The 22,583-nt window shown below is 63.2% G+C and carries 16 protein-coding genes; 14 read left to right on the forward strand and 2 right to left on the reverse strand.

Annotated elements, in window-relative coordinates:
- Positions 1-119: 119 nt before the first annotated feature.
- Positions 120-962, reverse strand: coding sequence for an Mrp/NBP35 family ATP-binding protein (locus COLINT_RS06305; protein WP_006723615.1), 843 nt, complete (start codon positions 960-962; stop codon positions 120-122).
- A 247-nt stretch (positions 963-1,209) separates the two neighbouring features.
- On the opposite strand from COLINT_RS06305, the gene COLINT_RS06310 reads away from it, so the two are divergent.
- The 5 genes from COLINT_RS06310 to murJ all read left to right on the forward strand — a co-directional run bounded on the left by COLINT_RS06310 (position 1,210) and on the right by murJ (position 8,957).
- Positions 1,210-1,959: an SDR family NAD(P)-dependent oxidoreductase gene (locus COLINT_RS06310; RefSeq protein WP_211203993.1), complete on the forward strand. Its 750-nt coding sequence runs from the start codon at positions 1,210-1,212 to the stop codon at positions 1,957-1,959.
- 350 nt (positions 1,960-2,309) lie between these two features.
- Positions 2,310-5,186 (forward strand): excinuclease ABC subunit UvrA, encoded by a 2,877-nt coding sequence (gene uvrA, locus COLINT_RS06315; protein WP_006723618.1) that lies wholly within the window; start codon positions 2,310-2,312, stop codon positions 5,184-5,186.
- A complete protein-coding gene (gene ybaK / locus COLINT_RS06320) occupies positions 5,179-5,676 on the forward strand; it encodes a Cys-tRNA(Pro) deacylase (RefSeq protein ID WP_006723619.1) in 498 nt (165 codons plus the stop codon). The genes uvrA and ybaK overlap by 8 nt, the downstream gene beginning before the upstream one ends.
- A gap of 105 nt (positions 5,677-5,781) precedes the next feature.
- On the forward strand, positions 5,782-6,948 hold the full coding sequence (locus COLINT_RS06325; protein ID WP_006723620.1) for a C40 family peptidase: 1,167 nt from the start codon (positions 5,782-5,784) through the stop codon (positions 6,946-6,948).
- 365 nt (positions 6,949-7,313) lie between these two features.
- Complete coding sequence (gene murJ / locus COLINT_RS06330) at positions 7,314-8,957, forward strand: murein biosynthesis integral membrane protein MurJ (protein WP_006723621.1); 1,644 nt, start codon at positions 7,314-7,316, stop codon at positions 8,955-8,957.
- 95 nt (positions 8,958-9,052) lie between these two features.
- Here murJ and COLINT_RS06335 read toward each other — a convergent pair whose 3' ends face one another.
- A complete protein-coding gene (locus tag COLINT_RS06335; protein ID WP_006723622.1) occupies positions 9,053-10,291 on the reverse strand; it encodes a carboxylate--amine ligase in 1,239 nt (412 codons plus the stop codon).
- A 221-nt stretch (positions 10,292-10,512) separates the two neighbouring features.
- On the opposite strand from COLINT_RS06335, the gene COLINT_RS06340 reads away from it, so the two are divergent.
- The 9 genes from COLINT_RS06340 (at position 10,513) to COLINT_RS06380 (ending at position 22,314) form a co-directional block, all read left to right on the forward strand.
- Positions 10,513-11,523: a lipid II:glycine glycyltransferase FemX gene (locus COLINT_RS06340; RefSeq protein WP_050750549.1), complete on the forward strand. Its 1,011-nt coding sequence runs from the start codon at positions 10,513-10,515 to the stop codon at positions 11,521-11,523.
- 117 nt (positions 11,524-11,640) lie between these two features.
- On the forward strand, positions 11,641-13,626 hold the full coding sequence (gene uvrC / locus COLINT_RS06345; protein WP_006723624.1) for an excinuclease ABC subunit UvrC: 1,986 nt from the start codon (positions 11,641-11,643) through the stop codon (positions 13,624-13,626).
- A gap of 298 nt (positions 13,627-13,924) precedes the next feature.
- Positions 13,925-15,535: an ABC transporter substrate-binding protein gene (locus tag COLINT_RS06350; RefSeq protein WP_006723626.1), complete on the forward strand. Its 1,611-nt coding sequence runs from the start codon at positions 13,925-13,927 to the stop codon at positions 15,533-15,535.
- Positions 15,536-15,663: 128 nt separating this feature from the next.
- The gene (locus COLINT_RS06355; RefSeq protein WP_039910419.1) at positions 15,664-16,623 is read left to right on the forward strand and encodes an ABC transporter permease; all 960 of its coding nucleotides are present in this window, start codon (positions 15,664-15,666) and stop codon (positions 16,621-16,623) included.
- A 3-nt stretch (positions 16,624-16,626) separates the two neighbouring features.
- Positions 16,627-18,681: a dipeptide/oligopeptide/nickel ABC transporter permease/ATP-binding protein gene (locus COLINT_RS06360; RefSeq protein ID WP_006723628.1), complete on the forward strand. Its 2,055-nt coding sequence runs from the start codon at positions 16,627-16,629 to the stop codon at positions 18,679-18,681.
- Positions 18,682-19,500 carry an ABC transporter ATP-binding protein gene (locus COLINT_RS06365; RefSeq protein WP_006723629.1) on the forward strand — a complete coding sequence of 273 codons (819 nt, stop codon included), beginning with the start codon at positions 18,682-18,684 and terminating at the stop codon, positions 19,498-19,500.
- 156 nt (positions 19,501-19,656) lie between these two features.
- A complete protein-coding gene (locus COLINT_RS06370; RefSeq protein ID WP_006723630.1) occupies positions 19,657-20,577 on the forward strand; it encodes a dihydrodipicolinate synthase family protein in 921 nt (306 codons plus the stop codon).
- 12 nt (positions 20,578-20,589) lie between these two features.
- Complete coding sequence (locus tag COLINT_RS06375; RefSeq protein WP_006723631.1) at positions 20,590-21,555, forward strand: ROK family protein; 966 nt, start codon at positions 20,590-20,592, stop codon at positions 21,553-21,555.
- Between the two features lie 78 nt (positions 21,556-21,633).
- Positions 21,634-22,314: an N-acetylmannosamine-6-phosphate 2-epimerase gene (locus COLINT_RS06380; protein ID WP_006723632.1), complete on the forward strand. Its 681-nt coding sequence runs from the start codon at positions 21,634-21,636 to the stop codon at positions 22,312-22,314.
- Positions 22,315-22,583: the final 269 nt, after the last annotated feature.

The following is a 22,583-nucleotide window of genomic DNA, read 5'->3' on the forward strand; positions in this document are numbered from 1 at the left end:
CGGCGGCAAGTCCGCTCGCACCGCCGCCGATGACGAGGACGTCGTAGATGGGCGCGCCGCCCTCCGCGGGGGAGAGCGGCGCGTCGCAGGATGTGGATATGGTGGCAGGGCGGCCCATGCTAGGCGCCCGCATCGGGTTCGGGGGTCTCGTGCTCGGGGAGCGCCTCGACGCTGGCGAGGGCCTCGGGCAGCAGGCCGCCGGGCAGTTCGGTTTCGATGGCGCCGTCGTCGCAGGCGGCGGCGAGCTCGGGCTTGATGGGCATGCGGCCGAGGATCGGCAGGTTGTACTGCTCGGCAACGGCGTCGAGCTTGCTGGGGCCGAAGACCTCGATCTTCTTGCCGCAATCGGGGCACTCGACATATGCCATGTTCTCGACGATGCCGAGGACGGGGATGTTCATCTTCTCGGCCATGTTCACGGCCTTGGCGACGATCATGGAAACGAGGTCCTGCGGGCTCGTCACGATGACGATGCCATCGACGGGTAGCGACTGGAAGACGGTGAGGGCGACGTCGGCGGTGCCGGGAGGCATGTCGACGAGCAGGTAGTCGAGCGGACCCCAGGAGGTCTCGCTCCAGAACTGGCGAATTGCGCCGGCGATGACGGGGCCGCGCCACAAGACGGGGTCGGTCTCATTTTTGAGCAACAGGTTGCTCGACATGATCTTGACGCCGTGGTCGGAGATCTCGGGCAGCAGCAGGTTGCCAAGCCCCATAGCGTGGCGGCCGCTCATACCGAACATCTTGGGGATCGACGGGCCGGTGATGTCGGCGTCGAGAATGCCGACTTTGTGGCCGGCGCGCGCCAGCTCGACGGCGAGGGTGCCGGTGACGAGGGACTTGCCCACGCCGCCCTTGCCGGACAGCACGGCGACGACGCGCTTGACCTCGGACAGATTGTTTTCTTCAAATTCCTGCGGGGCGGTCTGGCCGCCCGCCGCGGTTGCATGCTCACAGCTCATGGGTGCTTCCTTTCCTTCAGGTGGAACCTTTCCATTGTACCCTCGCCGAGCGGCTTGAGCGGGGTCGGTCGAGGTGCCTCACGACCCGTGACGCGCATGCGGTCCCGACCTTATCGGCCTGGCGCCCGTCTGCCGAATCACGTCAGCCCATAGGGCGAATAACCGTCTTATCTTTGGGGGAGAATGGCTACGGTTGAAAAGATGGGCGCGAAAGAACGTGCGCGCCCCACGTCCGAAAGGAATGCCCATGTTGCTCGAAGGCAAGAAAGCAATCATCACCGGCGGCACTCGCGGTATCGGCTACGCCATCGCCGCTCGCTTTATCGAGGAAGGCGCGGTTGTGACCGTGTTCGGCTCCCGCCAGGAGACCGCCGACAAGGCTGTTGAGCAGCTGCTCGCCACCTATCCTGAGGCCAAGGTTTGGGGCCGCACCTGCGATCTTGCCGACCTCGACGCCGTTACCGAGGCCTTCCGCGCCGCCGCTGAGGACATGGGCGGCCTCGATACCATCGTCAACAACGCCGGCATCTCTCAGTCCACTCCGCTGCTCGACTACACGGCCGATGATTGGAAGAAGATCATGGACCTCAACGTCACCGCGGTCTTCAACGGTTGTCGTGCGGGTGCGCAGCTCATGATTGAGGCTGGTCACGGCGGCACCATCACCACCACCAGCTCCATGGTTTCCAAGTACGGTCAGCCCTCCGGCTGCGGTTACCCGACCTCCAAGTACGCCGTCAACGGCCTGACCCAGAGCCTCTCCCGCGAGCTCGCGCCCAAGGGCATCCGCGTCAACGCCGTCGCCCCCGGCATCACCAAGACGGACATGGTCGCAGCCCTGCCTGAGAAGATGATCCAGCCCCTGATCGCCACCATCCCGCTGGGCCGCATCGGCGAGCCCGAGGACGTTGCCAACGCCTTCGTCTACCTGGCGAGCGAGATGAGCTCCTACGTCACCGGCGCGGTCATCCCCGTCGACGGAGCCGCCCGCAGCTAAGCGCGCGGTACAACCTACGGCAAATCAGCGGCTCGAGATTCGTCCCGGGCCGCTTTTTCTATGCCCATCGCCCGCGCCCGGACATAATTCCTTCAGGCGTGGTTCGCCTTCGGCATCACAAAACGCCTTACGGAAATATGTCTGGGCGCGGGCTGGGGACACTGGGTTCGCGACGTAAAAGTCTCAGCCTGCCGCGGGCGGTCGGGTTGGGGCGGCACCGAACAAACCGTGCAGGAACGGTGTCGGCGACGCGGGCGAACAGGCGTGCGGCTTGAAGGCGGTACACTAACAGGTTGGATACGAATGTGTCCGTGAGTCATATCCGATTTCACGTCAGATAAGGACATTCCATGTCTGATTCATCCATCGTCATCAAGGGCGCCCGCGAGCACAACTTGCAGGACATCGACGTCGAGATTCCTCGCGACCAGCTCGTCGTCATCACCGGTCTGTCCGGTTCGGGTAAATCAAGCCTGGCCTTCGACACCATCTACGCCGAGGGCCAGCGCCGCTATGTTGAGAGCCTCTCGAGCTACGCTCGTCAGTTCCTCGGCCAGATGGACAAACCCGACCTCGACTCGATCGACGGCCTGTCCCCGGCGGTCTCCATCGACCAGAAGACCACATCCAAAAACCCGCGCTCCACGGTCGGCACCGTCACCGAGATCTACGATTACCTGCGCCTGCTCTATGCGCGCATTGGCGTGCCCCATTGCCCGGAGTGCGGCCGTGAGATCGAGCGCCAGACGACCGACCAGGTTGCCGACAAGATTCTCGCCGCCGGTCAGGGTCGTCGAGCCTTCGTGCTCGCGCCGGTGGTGCAGGGTCGCAAGGGCGAGTTCGTCAAGCTGCTCGAAGACCTGCGGGCCGAGGGTTTCTCACGCGTGCGCATCGACGGCGAGGTCCGCAGCCTGGACGAGACCATCGAGCTTGATAAGAAGTTCAAACACACCATCGAGGTCGTGGTCGACCGTATCGTGATTCGCGAGACGAGCCTCGGCCGTATCGCCGAGGCCGTCGAGCAGGCAACCAAGCTCGCTCATGGTAATGTCTCTGTGTATCTGCTGCCCAATCGGGACGCGCCCGAGGGCACCGAGGGCGACCTGCTGACCTATTCGCTCGCGCTTGCCTGCCCCGAGCATGGCCACTCCATCGATGATCTGCAGCCGCGCGACTTCTCGTTCAACGCTCCCTACGGAGCCTGCCCCGAGTGCGACGGTCTGGGCTTCAAGAAGGTCGTGGATGCCGAGGCCCTTATCGAGGATCCGAACCTTTCTATCGAGGAGGGCGTGTTCGGCGGTTTTTTCGGCAAGTCAAACTACTACCCGCAGATCTTCCGTGCCCTGTGCATCCATCTCAAAGTCGATCCGACCACGCCGTGGAAGGACCTGCCCGCTCGCGTGCGAAAAATTTTTCTCGACGGCTTGGGCGACAAGAAGATGCGCGTCGATTACAAGACGCAGGACGGCCGGGACACGCATTGGTTCACCAAGTACGCCGGCGTGCGCAATATCCTGTACGAGCGCTATGTCGAGACGACCAACGAGAACACCAAGGCAAAGCTCGAGCGTTACATCCGCGAGGAGCCCTGCTCGACGTGTCACGGCGCCCGTCTGCGCCCCGAGATGCTCGCCGTCACGGTTGGCGGCAAGTCCATTTACGAGGTTTGCTGCATGAGCTGCCGTGAGTCCCTCGCGTTCTTCGATGCCCTCGAGCTCACCGAGCGCGAGGCCTTCATCGGCCACGCCATCGTCAAGGAGATCGGCGAGCGTCTTCGCTTCCTGGTGGATGTCGGTTTGGACTATCTGACGCTCGATCGCGCCTCCGCGACGCTTTCCGGCGGCGAGGCCCAGCGCATCCGCCTGGCGACCCAGATCGGCGCGGGCCTCATGGGCGTGCTCTACATCCTGGATGAGCCCTCCATCGGCTTGCATCAGCGCGATAACGATCGACTCATCGCCACGCTCGAGCGTTTGCGTGATTTGGGCAACACCGTGATCGTCGTCGAGCACGATGAGGACACGATCCGCGCGGCCGATTACGTGGTTGATATGGGGCCGGGTGCCGGCGAGCACGGGGGCAAGGTCGTGTGCGCCGGGACGGCGGAGCAGCTCATGGCCTGCCCCGACTCGCTTACGGGCGCCTACCTCTCCGGCCGCCGTATGGTGCGCCTGCCCGAGGAGCGCCGCAATCCCGGTCGCGGGGCCCTCAAGATCACGGGCGCCAAGGCCAACAACTTGCATAACGTCTCGGCTGAGATCGAGTTCGGCACCCTCACGGTGGTGACGGGCGTTTCGGGTTCGGGTAAGAGCTCGCTGGTGACCGATACCATCGCGCCCGCGCTCACCAACGCTGTGCACAACTCGACGCGCGTCGTGGGTCCCTATAAGGCAATTGAGGGTATCGACCAGATCGACAAGGTCATCGATATCGACCAGAGCCCGATCGGCCGCACCCCGCGTTCCAATCCGGCGACCTACATCGGCCTGTGGGATGACCTGCGCGCGCTGTTCGCGAGCGTGCCTGAGTCTAAGGCGCGCGGCTACTCGCCGGGTCGCTTCTCCTTCAATGTTCCCGGTGGCCGCTGCGAGGCCTGCAAGGGCGACGGTCAGATCAAGATCGAGATGCACTTTTTGCCCGATATTTATGTGCCGTGCGAGGTGTGCGGCGGGAAGCGCTACAACCGTGAGACGCTCGAGGTGCGCTACCGCAACAAGACCATCGCCGACGTGCTCGATATGTCCGTGACCGAGGCGCTCGCGTTCTTTGGCAACATCCCGCAGATCAAGCGCAAGCTGCAGACCCTTTACGACGTGGGGCTGGGCTACGTGCGCCTCGGACAGCCGGCGACGACGCTGTCCGGCGGTGAGGCCCAGCGCGTGAAGCTCGCCAAGGAGCTGCACCGCAAGCAGACGGGCAAGACGTTCTACATCCTGGACGAGCCCACCACGGGTTTGCACTTCGAGGATGTGCGCCAACTCGTCGACGTGCTGCAGCGCCTGGTGGACGCGGGCAACACCGTGCTCGTCATCGAGCACAACCTCGATGTGATCAAGGTGGCCGATCGCATCATCGACCTCGGTCCCGAGGGCGGTGACGGCGGCGGGCGCATCGTGGTGTCCGGCACGCCCGAGAAGGTGGCTGCGTGTAAGAAGAGCTACACTGGCAAGTTCCTGGCGCCCCTGCTTGAACGTGACCGAGCACGGATGGCCGAGATCGATGGCTAAGGCACCCAAGGTTCAAAAGACGAACGCAATGCGCGAGTTGGAGCGCGAGGGCGTGCCGTATATCCTGCACACGTACGAGGACGACGGCGAGGAGGCCCGTGGTCTGGGTGAGTCTATTGCCGCGCAGCTGGGAGAGGATCCCGGACAGGGATTCAAGACGCTCGTGACAGTGGCGCCCTCAGGCAACCATGTGGTGTGCTGCGTGCCAGTTGCCGAGGAGCTCGACTTCAAGGCCGCTGCGAAGGTGGCGGGGGAGAAGTCGCTCGAGATGCTGCCCACCAAACAACTGACGGCGGTGACCGGGTATGTGCGAGGCGGCTGCTCGCCCATTGGGCTGAAGCGGCCGTTTCCGGTGATCTTCGATGAGACATGTTGGTTGTATGATGCGGTCTACATTTCCGGGGGGCGCCGCGGCATTCAGCTCGAAGTGCCGGTTGAGCCGCTGTTGACCTGCCTGAACGCCCTTACAGCGGACATCTGTCGAAGGTAGGTCCCGCCCGTTCCTGTGAAGCTATTCTGCCGCACGTCGGCTTTGGGTGGTGCTCAGGGGTCGGGGTTGGTATCCTTGATGCACCCGAACACGTTAGGACGTGACATGAAGTTCAAACGCACCACAGTCATCGCCACGGCTTGCCTACTCTCCGCGACGCTCTCGGTTTCCGGAGTTCCTGCGGTCGCATTCGCAGAGCCGACCGACGTGCTCCAGCAGCGCGTCAACGACGCATACGCCACGCTCCAGACCTATACCATGGAGCTCGAGCTCGCCAGCAGCCAGCTCGCCACGGTGAAGGACGATCTCGCCACCGTTCAGGGCCAGATCGAGCAGACGCGTGCCGATATCGAGAAGAAGCAGGCGGAGGTCGCCGAGGGCCAGGAGGTCATCGCCCAGCGTGTGTCCTCCACCTACAAGCAGGGCGGCGCGAACCTGCTCTCCATCGTTCTGGGCTCCACGGACTTTGCCGATCTCTTCTCTCGCACGTTCTATGCGAACAAGGTCGCCGATGCCGACGCCCAGGTTATCGCCAAGGTGAAGCAGGATATGGCCGAGCTCGAGCAGAAGCAGGCCGAGCTTGCCGAGCAGGAGGCCCGTCAGAAGGAGCTCGTTTCCGAGCAGGAGTCCAAGACGGCCGAGGTCAGCTCGAAGGTCAGCCAGCAGCAGTCGTTCTACAGCAACCTCGACACGCAGCTCAAGGATCAGCTTGCCGAGGAGGCCGCCCGCAAGGCCGCTGAGGAGGCGGCTCGCCAGGAGGCGCTTCAGCAACAGCAGCAACAGCAGCAACAACAGCAGCAACAACAGCAGCAACAACAGCAGCAGGGCAATAACAACAAGCCCAGCAAGCCCGTTGAGAAGCCCAACAACAACGGCAACACCAACTCCGGCAATGCGCCCGCCAGCGTTGTCGATGTCGCTCTCGCGCAGGTCGGCAAGCCCTACGTGTGGGCTGCATCCGGCCCCAACGCCTTCGACTGCTCCGGCCTCACGAGCTATTCTTACGCCCAGGTCGGCTATGGTATCCCGCATAGCTCTCGGAGTCAGTTCAACTTGGTTCGCTCCAAGGGACACCTGGTGTACAACATCGGCAGCCTCAAGCCCGGTGACCTCGTCTTCTGGGGTAATGGCGGTTCCACGAGCTCCATCTACCATGTCGGTCTGTACATTGGCGGGGGACGGTACGTCCATGCTTCGATGCCCGGCGTCGGTGTTGTGGTCGCATCCCTCTATGCTGGCGGCAACTACGTCGGCGGCGGCTCGCCGGTGTAGTGCCGAGCCGTGTGCGCGGTGGCCGCACGGCGTGAATGTGTGAATGCAAGCGCCCCCGGATTCCCGGGGGCGCTTTTTCTTGAGAGGCTGATTGCATGCCAGGAGAAGAATCGAGAATAGGTGCCCATTTTGCCCCCCGTGACGGTAGGGGTTCCGGATCGGGCGTGCGTCCAAACGCTGCTCACGGTAACGCGACTTCCTCTTCTTCCGGGGAGACCGCCGTTTTTCTCGCCGCCGCGCAACGTGGGTCCACCGAGCGTGGTCGCGAGACGTCGCTGAGTACGACGTCACCCGATGAGACCGCCGTTTACCTCACTGCCGCGAAGCGCTCTCGCCTGTCGTCGAATTCGCATGCGGAGAGCCCCTTGAAAGACGAGCTTGAAGAGTGCCTGCGCGAGGAGACGGAGGAGGAGGTCGAGCGCCTCGCCGCCCGGAAGGCCAACTCGACGAGCATCCTTGTCATTCTGAGCCGTATTACCGGTTTCGGTCGGACGATGGCGCAGGCCAATGCGCTTTCCGGGGCGCTTATGTCTGTTGCGAGTTGTTACACCGTCGCGGCTGGTATGCCGAACATGTTGTACGAGCTCGTGATGGGCGGCATGCTCGTCACGTCATTTCTGCCGGTTTACCTCTCCGTCCGCAACAATCGCGGCCGTGAGGCGTCGGCCGAGTACGCCTCGAATCTGCTCACCATCCTGCTCGTCATTATGGGCGTCCTCTCGGTTTTGAGCTTCATATTCGCCGGTCCGATCATCTGGACGCAATCGGCGGGCGCGAGCGCGGATTTCGATTTCGATCTTGCGGTATGGTTCTTCCGCTTCTTCGCTTTCGAGGTCATCCTGTATGGCGTGTCCTCGGTGGTTTCGGGTGTGCTCAACGCGGAGCGCGACTATTTCGCCTCCAATGCCGCCCCCATGGTGAACAACATCATCACCATCGCGTCGTTCATGCTGTACTCGTTGGTGGTCAAAGGCGGACTGCTCGCATGGGACCAGGCACTGATCATCCTGGCCGTCGGCAACCCCTTGGGCGTGGTCTCCCAGGTGCTTATCCAGCTGCCGGCATTGCGCCGTCATGGAGTGAGGCTGCGTCTCAAAATCGACCTGCATGACCCCGCTTTGCGCGAAACGCTTGCAATCGGCCTTCCGACGTTGATCGTCACGTTCGCGTCGTATCCCACGAATGCCGTCCAGTCGTCTTGCGCGCTCCAAGTCACCTCGAGCGGCGCCGCCATCGCGTACTATTCCCGCGTCTGGTATGTGCTGCCTTTCTCGATTCTGGCCATCCCCATCTCGGTCACCATGTTCACGGAGCTTTCGAACTACCGCGTCGCTGAGCGCATGGATGCCTATCGCCGTGCACTCTCATCCGGCATGCGCAAGATCATCTTCACCATGATCCCCTGCGCACTGCTGCTTATCGTCTTCGCGCCGGTCCTCGTGGCGCTTCTCGGTGGCTTCGACGCCGAGGATGCGGCTATGACTGCAACGTACCTGCAGGTTCAGGCCGTCGCGTTGCCACTGTACGCGCTCTCGACCTATCTGCAGAAGGTCTGCTCCTCGCTCATGAAGATGAAGATCTATGCCTTTGCGGCTTGCGTCGCGGCGGCCACGCAGGTGGTGTTCTGTATCGTCCTCACGCCCGTCTATGGTCTCTATGTTGTGCCGCTGAGCTCCACCTTCCACTTCCTTGCCGTCGATGTTGTCACGCTGCTCAGTATTCGTCGCGAGGTGGGATCCTTCGGGTTCTCCTCCGTCATGCTTTCGGGCGCGCGGGCGCTCGTGTTCGGCTTGCTGGGATCTGCCGTCGGCGCCGGTCTGCTCATGCTGCTCACGACGGTTGTCGGCCCGGTGGGCGGCTCAATGCTGCGCGGCCTGGTGTACGCGGCCTTTGCGGGCCTGCCGGCCCTTTTGGTGGCCTATGGGAGTGCGTATGCGCTCGGCAGGTCTGAAGCACCGTTTTTCGATGCGCTTTTCTCTCGCGTGTCGCGCGCGCTTCACCGCGGTTAGGGCTGCGCGCGGTCGATATCTGAAAAAGCGGGGCGCCTTCTTCGGCGTCCCGCTTTTTCATGTCGGCAATTTGGGCGGCTGCTGTGCGCTTGTTTCTAGAAAGAAGTGTCGGTGCGCTCCGGATAGTACTTTGCAAATTTCCGGTACTGATTGGTCTCGGTCAACGCGACATCGAGCCTGCGACGCCATGATGCGTCGGCGGCATAGCGCTGGGGGTCGAAGACGCGCTTGGCACTCGCCAGGTCTTTCACTTCATCAAGGAGCGGGCCTGCGGGGACGTAGCGCTTGAGCAAGGGCAGGGGAACCAGGGAATAGAGCGCCGGTTTGTCGGCGCGCCTCGGTTCGTCGATGATCCCGTCGATGGCATCGCGGACGAGAACCTCCATGGGGTTCACGCCGCCTGCGACGTTGTAGTAGGAGTTGCGGCCCATGCGGGGGTTGCAGTCGAGGAAGACCTCGCGGCCCGTCACTGGGCAGCGCTTGATATCGAAATTGGCAAAGCCGCGGTATCCGGCGTCGGCGAGAAGTGCGGAGGCCTTTTCCCATAGCTCGGGCTTCTCGCGGATGACCATCGCGACGGGGTTGCCGAGCATCGTCGGGGCGTGGTCCTCGAGCAGCACTTGGGCGGCGCCGAGCAAGCGCGGGGCGCCGTCTCGGCCGATATAGAGCGTGAGCGAGTCCATGTGGGTGTCGTCTCCGCCGATGAGTTCCTGCACGAGGAAGTCACCCGTGAAGCCGGCGTTCCTCAGGTCGCGCCACAACTCGTCGAGTTCGGCCTGCGAGGAGAGGAAATAGACCTTTTTGAAGCCCTTGAGGAGGAAGTCGTAGTACCCGGCGGAAACGGAGGGCTTGGCGACGACAGGGAAGGGGATCGCGCACGGCGCGATGGGCTCGTCTCCAGCGAGGCGTGCAACTTCGGTCCGCGGCGTCTCGAGGCCGTGCGCCGCACATAGCTCAGCGAACGTGTCCTTATCGCATACGGCGTCGAATGCGGCGCGGGGCGGGATGGGGCATACGACGTTTAACGGGAGCTTCTCGTGAATCGTCTCGAGCGCCTCGATCAGCGGGTCCGTGTTGGCCACGACGAGTACGCGACGCTCGCGGTCTTCGAGCGCGATGGCGGTGATCGCCTCGAGAAGGTCGTGTGCCGAGAGGGAGGCGACCAGGCGTCGATCGACGATGCGGGAGTGCTGGATCATGCCGACGAACCCCGAGCTCATGATGATGGGGAGGATGCCGAACGCCTCATGGAATTGACGGCACAGCGCGTAAGCTCCGATATCTCCGCCGAGGACGACGGGAATGAAGTCGGTACGTGGTGTGGTTGGCTGCATGGGCACTCCGATGACTCCTCGCGGTATTGCCGCGCTTGGTTCGCTGGACATCCTGCGATTCTATCGCACTCGGAGCGGGCCGCGCGCAAGCTCACGACAAAGACGCGCGCCGTCGATGCATTCTTAATAGAACTGCTCGCGTTCGACCGGTCCGCCTGTTTCCGTGGGATATGATTAACCGCTGTATCGTGAGGATATGGCATATATGGACCGGTGATTGCATGCAGGTGAAGACACTGTCGCGCGAGGAGTACGAGGTCGCTCTCGAGGCTCTTGGGGCCGACATCCCCGTTGAGCAGCTGCCCGTGTGGCAGGATTTCGAGTCGACCGTCGATGGCCGCTCCCCGTGGGGTTACGTTGCCGTGCTTCGCGACGGCGAAACGGCGGCGCTCGCCTCTTTCGTGCAGTATGAGACGCATGGTTACCGTTACCTGCGCGCCCACCACGCCCCCGTGTGGGCCGCCGCGCCGAGTGCCCAGGACGAGGCGGAGGCTCTCGAGGCCCTCGTCGCGCATATCAATCAGGCCGACCGTTCCCAGGTCTTCATGCGCTTGGCCGTCGACCATGAACTCCCCATGACGCGTCCGTGCCTTTCGACGCTGCCGTACGACACCACCGTCGTCGTCGACCTGTCCGGCGGCGAGGAGGCCATTTTCTCCCGCATGAAGCCGCGCGGCCGCCGCGATGTCCGCAAGGCCCTGCGCGAGTGCCCCGCTTCGATGGCCGACGAGACCGATCTCGCTGCCGCGTCCTTTGAGGAATATCACAAGATCATGTGCGATACCGCTGCGCGCGACGGGTTCGTCCCGGCTCCTTGCTCCTATTACGCCAACATGATGCGGGTGCTCGGCCCCGATCACTGCCGTGTGTATGCCGCCCGTATCGATGGCGAGCTCGTGGGCTGGTCGCTTGTGACCATCTCGGGTTCCGTGGCAACGCGGTATTACGCGGCCACGGTGTCGGGTGCGGGTAGGCTGCATGTCGCCGACGCTCTGGTGCATTTCGAGATGATGCACGTTGCCGAGCGTGGTTGCACGTCTTACGACCTTATGGGCATCGGCAGCGAGTTCGCTCCAGAGACCATGAATCTCAATGAGTTCAAGACGAAGTTCGCCAAAGAGGGAACGGTTCGAATCGCCCCCGACCGCGACGTCCCCATCAAGGGAGGGTTCTACGCTGCGCTGCAGGGCGTCAAGAAGCTGCGCGCCCGTGCAAGGGCCGTGAGGCGGTAGGCTGCCCATGAGAACGCTCGCTCCCAAGGGATGCCCTTCGCATGTTGTCATCGGGGCGGAATTCGGCCGGCGCGTATGCTAGGCCGCTCATCCGGCGATACCCCGCCCTCCCGCTCCATGCCTCTTGCGCCCTTTTCCGCCCGCGCCGCCTCCGAGCACGTGCGCGCCCAGGGGGGCGACCATGCCCCGAGCCTTGTCGAACAGGTTGCCGAGGTGCCCGACGATCCCGGCTGCTACCTTTGGAAAGACGCTTCGGGCGAGGTCATCTACGTCGGCAAGGCCAAGAACCTGCGCGCTCGCCTGCGCCAGTACGTCACGCTGACCGACGATCGCGCAAAGATCCCGCTCATGATGCAGCTCGTTGCGAGCTTCGACTACATCGTCGTCGAAAGCGAGCATGAGGCACTCGTTCTCGAACGCGAGCTCATCGCCCAATACCATCCGTATTTCAACGTCGACTACAAGGACGACAAGTCCTACCCCTACATCGCCATCACGCGTGGCGACGTATTCCCCGCCATCAAGTACACGCGCGAGAAGCATCGCCCCGACACGCGCTACTACGGTCCGTACACGGACAGTCGCGCCGCCCGCGAGACCATCGACACGCTCCGCAAGGTCTGCCCGATCTGCACGGCCTCGTGTGCCGAGTGGAAGCGCGTCCGCCGCTTGCTTGAAAAACGTCCGGACGATACCGACGTCATCGAGCTCATCTGCTCGAATCAGGGGCGTCCCTGTTTCGACTACCACGTCGGGCGCGGGCCCGGCGTGTGCGCCGGCATGATCGGTCGTGAGGAATACGCCGTGAACGTGCGTCGTGTCGAGCGATTCCTATCCGGGCAACGCCGCGAGCTCGTCGATGAGCTTAAAGCCGATATGGCCGAGGCTGCCGCCGATCTCGATTTCGAGCGTGCGGGGCGCATCAAACGTCGCCTTGAGGTTATCGACGGACTGGATGATCGTCAGCAGGTCGTGTTTCCCACGAGCGTGGATTTGGACCTCATCGGCTTCTATCGTGAGGAGACCATCGCCGGTACTTGCGTGTTCGTCGTGCGCGAGGGGCGCGTGCAGAGAACCTGCGAGTTTATCTTGGACAAGGGCTTCGACGTCGATGAGGTCGAGCTGGCATCCGGCTTCGTTAAGCGTTACTACGATGAGACGGCCGACGTCCCCCATGAGGTCGACCTTGCGATCGAGCTGCCGGATGCGGACGTGGTGGGGGAGTGGTTGACGGGCAAGAGGGGGCGCGTGTGCCGCCTGCACCGCCCGCAGCGTGGCGAGAAGCACCGCTTGCTGCAGATGGCCGAGCGCAACGCCCGTCATGCCCTCATGCGCTACATGATGCGGACGGGGTACTCGGACGATCGCACCAATCAGGCGCTATTGCAGCTCGAGAGCGCGTTGGCCCTGGACGCGCCGCCGATGCGCATCGAGTGTTTCGACATCTCGACCCTGCATGGCGCCTTCACCGTCGCGTCCATGGTCGTATTTACGAACGGCAAGCCCGACAAAAGCCAGTACCGTCGCTTCAAGATCCGTGCGGAGTTGGATGAGGCCAACGATTTCGTCTCCATGTCCGAGGTTCTCGGACGTCGCTACGCTCCCGAGCGCATGGCCGACGAGCGGTTCGGCAGCAGACCTGACCTGCTGGTGGTCGATGGCGGCCGCCCCCAGCTCACCGCGGCGATGAGGCAGCTCGAAGAGCTCGGTCTCGACATCCCAGTCTGTGGCCTCGCCAAGGCCGATGAGGAGGTGTTCGTCCCCTGGGACGATACGCCGATCGTGCTGCCCAGTGGGTCGGCGTCTCTGTATCTCATCAAGCAGGTCCGCGATGAGAGCCACCGCTTCGCAATCACCTTCCATCGCGAGCTGCGCGGCAAGGCGATGACCGTCTCCGTCTTGGACGAGGTCCCCGGCGTCGGCCCCACGCGGAAGAAGGCGATCATGAAGCGGTTCGGTTCCATGAAGCGCCTTCGCGCCGCGTCGGAGGCCGAGATCGCGGAGGTCCCCGGCGTGCCTGCCGAGGTGGCCCGTTCGGTGTTCGAATCGCTCCGCGCACTCGAGGCCCAGCGCGTCGAGCAAGATGCTTCCGAAGGTGAATAAGTGGTATTAAATTATCTGCCTATGTATATAGTTTGAGGGGCAGCTCTAATACCAGCAAAAACCAGTAAATACCAGGGTACTTTAGGATGATAAAGCGTATTCCTGGAAAACTGGTATGGTCTTTAATACCATCCCGGAAGAATGTCAACAATCTCGTGAACGGTCGTTTTCCCGCCTGGGCGGAAGGATGACCGTTCATCGACGGGTGCCGCACAAAAAACGAATGACCCATCAAGCTTGAAAAGGTCTGTAATGTGCGCTGCCGAGTCGCAGCGCCGAGCGCTTGATTGGAGTTCCCATGCGCGATCTTCTGAACACGGGCGTGTCCCGCCGCTCCTTCCTCGGTCTTGCCGGTGGCGCTGCCGCCGTCGCTGGCCTTGGTCTCGCCGGTTGCGGCGGTGGCGACAAGCCCGCAGGCTCCGCTCCTGCGGCTGGCGGTACTGTGGGCGGCGGCGTGATCACCGCCGGCTCTGCCTACACCACCACCAACTTCGATCCTTCCAGCACCTCTTCCGCTCTCGCCTGCGGCACCAACTGGCACGTCGTCGAGGGTCTGTACGGCCTCGACTTCCACGACTACAGCGTCTTCAACGAGCTGGCCTCCGACGATCCCAAGCAGGTCGACGACACCACCTACGAGATCACCCTGCGCAAGGACGCCAAGTTCTCCGATGGCACCCCGGTGACCGCCAACGACGTCGCCGACTCCTTCCTGCGCTCCACCGCCGAGGGCAACATCTACATCCCGATGCTCGCCCCCATCGCCTCCGTTGAGGCCAAGGACGACACCACCGTCACCGTCAAGACGACCGTGCCGAACTTCTCCCTGCTGAAGGAGCGCCTCGCCATCGTTCGCGTCGTTCCCGCCTCTTCCACCAAGGAGGACATGACCGCCAAGCCCGTCGGCTCCGGCCCCTGGATGTACGACGTCATCGATGACTCCAAGGTCGAGATGGTTCCGAACCCGGAGTACAACGGCGATCACCCTGCCAAGGACGAGAAGCTGCACATCGACATCCTCGTCGACCCGACTGCCCGTGTTCAGGCCCAGCAGGAGGGCACCACGCTCGTTATGGAGATGGTCACCGCCGACGCCGTCGACCAGCTTCAGAACGCTGGCTGCCAGATGGATACCGTTGATGGCTTTGGCACCCGCTTCATGCTCTTCAACACCCAGAAGGCTCCGTGGGACAACGTCAAGGCCCGTCAGGCCGTCATGTTCGCTCTCGATTACGAGAAGATGATCGAGAACGCCTTCGCCGGCCTCGCCACCGCCCCTACCTGCTACCTGCCCAAGTCCTACACCAACTACAACGAGGCTTCCGTCGTCTACAAGCACGACGTCGAGAAGGCCAAGAAGCTCCTGGAGGAGGCCGGCGTGACCGGTGGCTCCATCAAGCTCCTCACCACCGACAACGAGCAGGTCAAGAGCATGTCCGTCCAGGTTCAGCAGGACCTCAAGGAGCTCGGTTTCGACGCTGAGATCGTGACCCGCACCACCGCCGACACCTACGCCGACATCGACGCCGGCGGCGACTTCGACCTCCTGCTCGCCCCTGGCGATCCTTCCTGCTTCGGCGCCGACCCCGACCTGCTGATGAACTGGTGGTACGGTGACAACGCCTGGATGAAGGTCCGCGCTCGCTGGAGCGAGTCCGCTGAGTGGAAGGAGCTCACCGAGCTCATGGCCTCCGCTCTTGGCCAGACCGGTGACGATCAGCAGAAGACTTGGAACAAGTGCTTCGACATGATCGCCGAGCAGGCCGTCCTGTACCCGGTGCTCCAGGTCAAGACCGTGACCGCCTCTTGGCGCGACACCCCCAACGGCGAGGGCGTCCGCATCGACGGCTTCAAGGGCATCGGCACCACCGGTATGTCCTTCATCGATTGCGCCACGGTTACCGAGTAATATCGGCGTAAACACTTGCATCCGCTCCGTCTGTCTGGACGCGAATAGGATATAAGAGCGTGGGGGGCTCGGGTGACGTGTTCTACCCGAGCCCCCCACAAGGCTTTTGGAATGTAGAGGGGGAAGAAGTGAATAACCTTTTGCGCCTTATCGGACGACGCCTCGTCGCGTTGCCCATCATGGCACTGGGTGTCACGCTGCTTGTGTTCGGCCTTATGTCGTTCACCGATCCGAGTATTCCTGCCCGCAACGCCCTTGGAGAGGGCGCCTCGCAGGAAGCGATCGAGCAGTACATGGAAGATCAGGGTCTGAATGACCCGCTGCCCGAGCGGTACGTCAACTACATTGGCGGCCTGCTCCACGGCGACCTCGGCACGTATGGTGCCGGTCGCACGCCTGTCGTCGACCGTATCGCCACCGCCCTGCCCGTCACGATGCAGCTGACGTTCATCGGCCTCATCATCGGCGCGGTCGTCTCGTTCGTGCTGGGCGTCATCGCCGCCTTGTATCGCGATAAGTGGCCCGATCAGCTGATTCGCGTGTTCTCCATTGCGGGAATCGCGACGCCGTCTTTCTGGTTCGCCGTCCTGCTGATCCTGCTGTTCTCTTCGTATATGGGTGTGCTGCCCGCGTCCGGTCCGCTGCCGCACTTCACTGCGAACCCCGGTGGGTATATGGCCCGTATGCTCATGCCGGCCATCGCCCTTGCGTTCCCGCTCACGGGCCAGATGACCCGTATCGTGCGTACGGCCATGGTCGAGGAGCTCGATAAGGACTACGTCCGCACCGCCCGCGGCGGCGGCCTGCCCGAGTTTGTCGTCATCGCCCGCAATGTGCTGCGCAACGCGCTGATCACGCCCGTCACCACGCTCGGCCTGAAGATCGGTTACCTCATGGGCGGCGCCGTCGTCATCGAGGTCATCTTCAACCTGCCCGGCATGGGCACGGCCATTCTCGCCGGCATCACCGGTGGCGAGACGATGCTCGTCCAGGGCGTCGTCATCGTTGTGGCCCTGGCCTTCGTCATCATCAACATCGTGGTCGACATGCTGTATCTGCTCATCAACCCGCGCATTAGGACGGTGTAGGCCATGGTTAAGATTCGTGAAGAGCAAACTGCCAAGCTCGAGGAAGCTGCTTCCAAGGGCATGAAGTTCGGCGGTTTCAAGAACATGAGGATGAGCAGCAAGATCTCCCTCATTCTCCTTATCCTGGTGGCGCTTACCGCGATCTTGGCTCCCTTGATCGCCCCGCACGATCCGCTCGAGATCTTCACCGCCCGCCAGGCTCCCGGCAACGGCTTTTTGTTCGGTACCGACGACAAGGGTCGCGACATTCTCTCCCGTATGCTCTACGGTGGCCGCTACTCCTTGGTGATCGGCTTTGGTGCGACCCTGTTCGCTCTGTTCTTCGGCTCGATCGTCGGCGCCATCGCCGCGGTCGCCCGCAAGAGCGTCTCTGAGGTCATCATGCGCGTCCTGGACATCATCATGTCCGTCCCGGGCATCGCCCTGGCCGCCGTCCTCGTGCTGATCCTCGGCAATTCGGTTCCGGCCATCATCTTCTCCATCGGCTTCATGTACACGCCGCAGATCGCGCGTATCGTCCGTGCGAACATCGTGTCTGAGTATGGTGAGGACTATGTCCGTGCCGTCATCGTTTCCGGTGCCCAGGCTCCGTGGATCCTCATCAAGCACGTCCTGCGCAACTGCATCGCGCCCATCATGGTCTTCACCGTGACCCTCGTGGCCGACGCCATCATCTTCGAGGCCTCTCTGACCTTCATCGGCGCCGGCATCACCGAGCCCACCGCCACCTGGGGCAACATTCTCGCCGACGCTCGCGGCGGCGTGCTCGCCGGTCGTTGGTGGCAGGCCCTGTTCCCGGGCATCGCCATCATGGTCACCTGCCTTGCGCTGAACATCCTCTCCGAGGGCCTCACCGACGCCATGGCCGCCAAGCCCGGCGCCATGGTCGCCAGCGACGACGAGGACGTCGAGACCCGTCGCGCCGACGACATCCTCGCCTCCGACCCCGTTCGCGCCTATGCCGAGCAGGCCGAGAGCCTCAACCGCCGTCTGGCCGCTTTGCGCGAGGTCGAGCTGCAGCGCACCGATCGCCATGTGCCCGACCTGTCCGTCAAGCCGCTGCTCCAGGTGAAGAACCTGAGCATCCAGTTCGACACCCATGGCGACGTCAAGGTCGTTGACAACGTCAGCTTCGAGGTCCGTCCCGGCCAGTGCATGGCCCTCGTCGGCGAGTCCGGCTGCGGCAAGTCCATCACCACCAAGGTGATCATGAGCCTCACCGACCCCAACGAGACCGTTACCGGCGAGGTCCTCTTCGGCGATACCGACCTGCTCAAGCTCACCAAGGACGAGCATCGCAAGCTGCTCGGCCATGAGATCGCCATGGTTTATCAGGACGCCCTGTCCTCCCTGAACCCGTCGATGCTTATCTCCACCCAGATGAAGCAGCTCACGAGCCGCGGCGGCACCCGTTCCGCTGAGGAGCTCCTCGAGCTCGTCGGCCTCGATCCCAAGCGCACGCTCGAGAGCTATCCGCACGAGCTCTCCGGTGGCCAGCGCCAGCGCGTGCTCATCGCCATGGCCCTGACCCGCGACCCCAAGCTCATCATCTGCGACGAGCCCACCACCGCTCTGGACGTGACCGTCCAGAAGCAGGTCATCAAGCTTCTGAACGATCTCCAGGCCAAGCTCGGCTTCGCGATGATCTTCGTCTCCCACGACCTGGCTCTCGTCGCCGAGGTCGCCAGCGAGATCACGGTCATGTACGCCGGCCAGGTCATCGAGCAGGCTCCCACCACCGAGCTGCTCACGAACCCGATCCACGAGTACACCCGCGGCCTTCTTGGCTCCGTGCTCTCGATCGAGGAGGGCGCCAAGGACGGCTCCCGCCTGCACCAGGTGCCCGGCTCCGTGCCGTCGCCGCAGGATTTCCCGCGTGGCGACCGCTTCGCTCCGCGTTCGAGCCACCCCACGCTGGGCCTCGATGTCCATCCCGTTATCAAGGAGCTCCCCGGGAAGAACCACCGCTTCTCCGAGCTGCCTGACGCCTACCTCAAGGAGAACGGTCTCACGCCGTACCTCGAGCGCGTGGCCGCTACCGAGCAGGAGGTGATGTAGATGAGCGACGCCCAGAAGGAGCCGATCATCTTCCTCGACGATATTTCCGTCACGTTCAAGACGCGCACCGGTTCTCTGCTGCACCCCAATCTGGTGCACGCGGTCAATCACGTCACCATCAAGCTCATGCCCGGCGAGACCATCGGCATCGTGGGCGAGTCCGGCTGCGGCAAGTCCACTACCGCCAACGTCATGTGCGGCCTTCAGTCGCCGACGTCCGGCAAGGTCTACTTCAAGGGCGAGGACGTCACCAAGCGCACGTCCGACCTCCGCAAGAAGATGGGTCGCGTCGTGTCCGTCGTGTTCCAGGACCCCGCTACCGCGCTTAACCCCCGCATGATCGTGCACGATCAGCTCCTCGACCCGCTGCTGGTCCATAAGGTCGGCAGCACGGCCGAGCAGGAGAAGCGCATCAAGGAGCTCATCGAGCTCGTCGGTCTGCCCAAGAGCGCCCTGCGCGCCATGCCCGGCCAGCTCTCGGGCGGTCAGCGCCAGCGCGTGGCCATCGCCCGTGCCATGTCTCTCAAGCCCGATGCGATCATCGCCGACGAGCCGACTTCGGCCCTCGACGTGTCCGTCCGCGCTCAGATCCTGAACCTGCTCACCGATCTCAAGAAGGACCTCGGCCTGTCCATGATGTTCATCTCCCATGACATCCAGACGGTCCGTTACATCTCCGACAAGATCGTGGTCATGAACCATGGTCAGATCATGGAGGAGGGCCCTGCCAAGCAGGTCTTCGAGAACCCGCAGGATCCCTACACCAAGATGCTGCTCGGGGCCGCGCCTTCGCTGCTCCATCCCAACTTGGGAAAATAGCGGCTTGATTCCGGGTGCCTCGGTTTCGGGAGTGAGCTTCCGAAACCGTCGCATCGCGGGATTTGGGCGCCGCGCCGCATGCGCGGCGGGGCGCCCTTCTCGTTCATCTACTGTGCCCGGGCGAGGCTCGGGCAGCGAACATAAGGAGATACCCTCATGGCAAATAAGATCTACCGTGGCGTCATCCCGCCGGTCGTCGTCCCCGACACCGAGGACCGCAAGCTCGACGTCGCTTCCTTTGAGCGCAACATCAACCGCATGATTGAGGCAGGCGTCGACGGCCTGTTCTTCCTCGGCTCTTCCGGCGAGGTCGTTTTCTCCACCGACGAGCGCCGCGATGAGGTCGTCCGCGAGGCGGTCCGTATCGTCGATCATCGTGTACCCGTGTTCGTCGGCATCATCGACACCGAGACCGAGCGCGTGCTCGAGCATGGTCGCCGTGCGCAGGAGCTCGGCGCCGATGTCCTGGTTGCCACGTGCCCCTTCTATGCCCTCGGCGGCCTTGCCGAGGTCGAGGAGCACTTCCGCATCCTCCACGAGGAGCTCGACCTTCCGATCTTCGCCTATGACATCCCCGTCTGCGTGCACACCAAGCTTCCCTGGAAGCTTTTGGCCAAGCTCGGCGCCGAGGGCGTGCTCGCCGGCGTGAAGGACTCCTCTGGCGACGACATCTCCTTCCGTTACCTCTGCCAGGAGAATGAGAAGCTCGGCCACCCGATGAGCCTGCTCACCGGCCACGAGATCGTCGTCGACGGCGCGTATCTCTCCGGCGCGGACGGCTCCGTCCCCGGCCTGGGCAACGTTGACCCCGAGGGTTACGTCCGCATGTGGAAGGCCGCCGAGGCAGGCGACTGGGCCACGGTCAAGGCCGAGCAGGACAAGCTCAACGAGCTCTCCCACATCTTCGATTGCACGGACGGCGTGCAGGGCTACGGCGCCGGCGTCGGTGCCTTCAAGACCGCCCTGCAGCTCATGGGTGTCTTCGAGTCCAATCAGATGCTTCGTCCGGTCAAGGCTCTTTCCGGCGCCAATGTCGAGGCCATTCGCAACGTTCTCGTCGAGTGCGGTCTGCTCTAATTGGAGGCAACTATGGCTGATACGCGTTATGTGTGCTCCGTCGATATCGGCGGCACCAAGATCGCCAGCGCCATCATGGAGTATCCCGCGGACGGCTCCCGTCCGCATCCCGTCTATTCTGCCGAGGTGCCCACGAATCCCTCCGAGGGCGGGGAGGCTGTGTACTCCCGCATCGAGGGTGCGATTCGAGAGGCACTTGCGAGCGACCCAGACCGCAAGGTGATCGGCGTCGGCGTGGCCGCTGCCGGCGTGGTCGACCCCAAGACCGGCTCCATCGCCTATGCAAACGAGATCATGCCCGGCTGGAGCGGCATCGAGCTCGGTCCTCGCCTACGCGAGGCTCTTGGGATGCCGGTCGCCGTTGTTGGCGACGTTCAGGCCCATGGCTTGGGCGAGGCCCATTGGGGCGTCGGCCGTGACCGCTATTCTGTGCTCTGCCTGGGTATCGGCACCGGTATCGGCGGTGCCTACGTCGAGGATGGCCGTGTGATGCGCGGCTTCCATGGCGCTGCCGGCCACATGGGTCACATCGAGTCGACGAGTGCACAGGGGATCCCGTGCGCCTGCGGTCGCTCCGGGCATCTTGAATCCGTGTCCTCCGGTACGTCCATCGGCCGCATGTTCGAGGAGCGCTACGGACGCGTTGATGAGTCCCGTCCAACGGTCGGTCGCGATGTGAACGACCTTTGCCGCCAGGGTGATGAGCGCGCGATCTCCGTGATTCACGAGGCGGGCTTCGCGCTCGGTGCGAGCCTGGGTTCGCTTGCCAACATCCTCGATCCCGAGGTCATCGTGCTGTCCGGTGGTGTTATCCATCAGGGTCCCGACTGGCGCAGCGAGACGTGGAAGACGAGTGTGGCGGAGGGCTACGCGAGCCAGGCGCTCGATCCTCTTCTCGAGACCCCGATCTTGATCGGCGAGCTCGAGGGCGATGCCCCGCTGATCGGCGCCGCCGAGCATCTGCTGGCATCTTTGTAATGTAAGCGCCCCGGCCCGGTCGCACAGGTGCGATCGGGCCGTTTTAGCGCTTGGATCTTCAATCCGAAAGGGGAGCGCATGCATCCCATCATTGAATCGCTCAAGGGCAAGCTCGTCGTGAGTGTCCAGGCCTACCCCGGTGAGCCCCTGCGTACGCCGGAGATCATGGCCAGCATGTCCCGTGCTTGCGAGCTCGGCGGCGCCGCGGCCATCCGTTGCCAGGGCCTCTCCGATATCGCGGCCATCAAGGGCCGCGTCGAGATTCCGGTCATCGGCTTGTGGAAGGACGGGCACGAGGGTGTCTACATCACGCCGACGCTGCGCCATGCGCGCGCCTGCGTTGCCGCTGGTGCTGACATCGTCGCCATCGACGCCACCGATCGTCCGCGCCCTGACGGCAAGACGCTCGAGGATACGGTGCGCCCGCTGCAGGAGGAGGGCGTCCTGCTCATGGCGGACTGCATGACCATCGAGGACATTCGTCACGCTGTGGAGCTGGGCTTCGATCTGGTTTCCACCACGCTCTCGCACAACAAGCCCGCAATCGACACCACGCTCGATGAGGGCCCGGATCTGCCGCTGCTGCGCCAGGCCACGGCCGAGTTCCCTGATCTGCCCATCATCTGTGAGGGCCATGTCCATACGCCCGCCGAGGCCCGCGCTGCAATCGATGCCGGGGCATGGGCCGTCGTCGTGGGCACCGCCATCACGCACCCCACGAGCCTGACCTCTTGGTTCAAGGCGGCCATCGACGCATAGCCAGATTCCTGCCGACCTGAAGTCTGCTGACGGGCGTCCCTGGATTGAACTGCCTCCCATTTCTTGGACAACGAGAAATGGGAAACTTTCTTCATGCAAAACGCTAAAAGGTTAAGGCACGGTATTGAGGTCAGGGAAAGGGCTTTGGAGCTCTTCGAGGCGGGGTTCGGCAAGCGCTCCGTCTCATCTTCGCTCGGCATTCCCGTAGGCACTGTGGAAAAATGGCTCTATGCATACAAGGCCGTCGGACCGGAACGGGCCCCTCAATA

This window comes from Collinsella intestinalis DSM 13280 (assembly GCF_000156175.1).
GTDB lineage: Bacteria > Actinomycetota > Coriobacteriia > Coriobacteriales > Coriobacteriaceae > Collinsella > Collinsella intestinalis.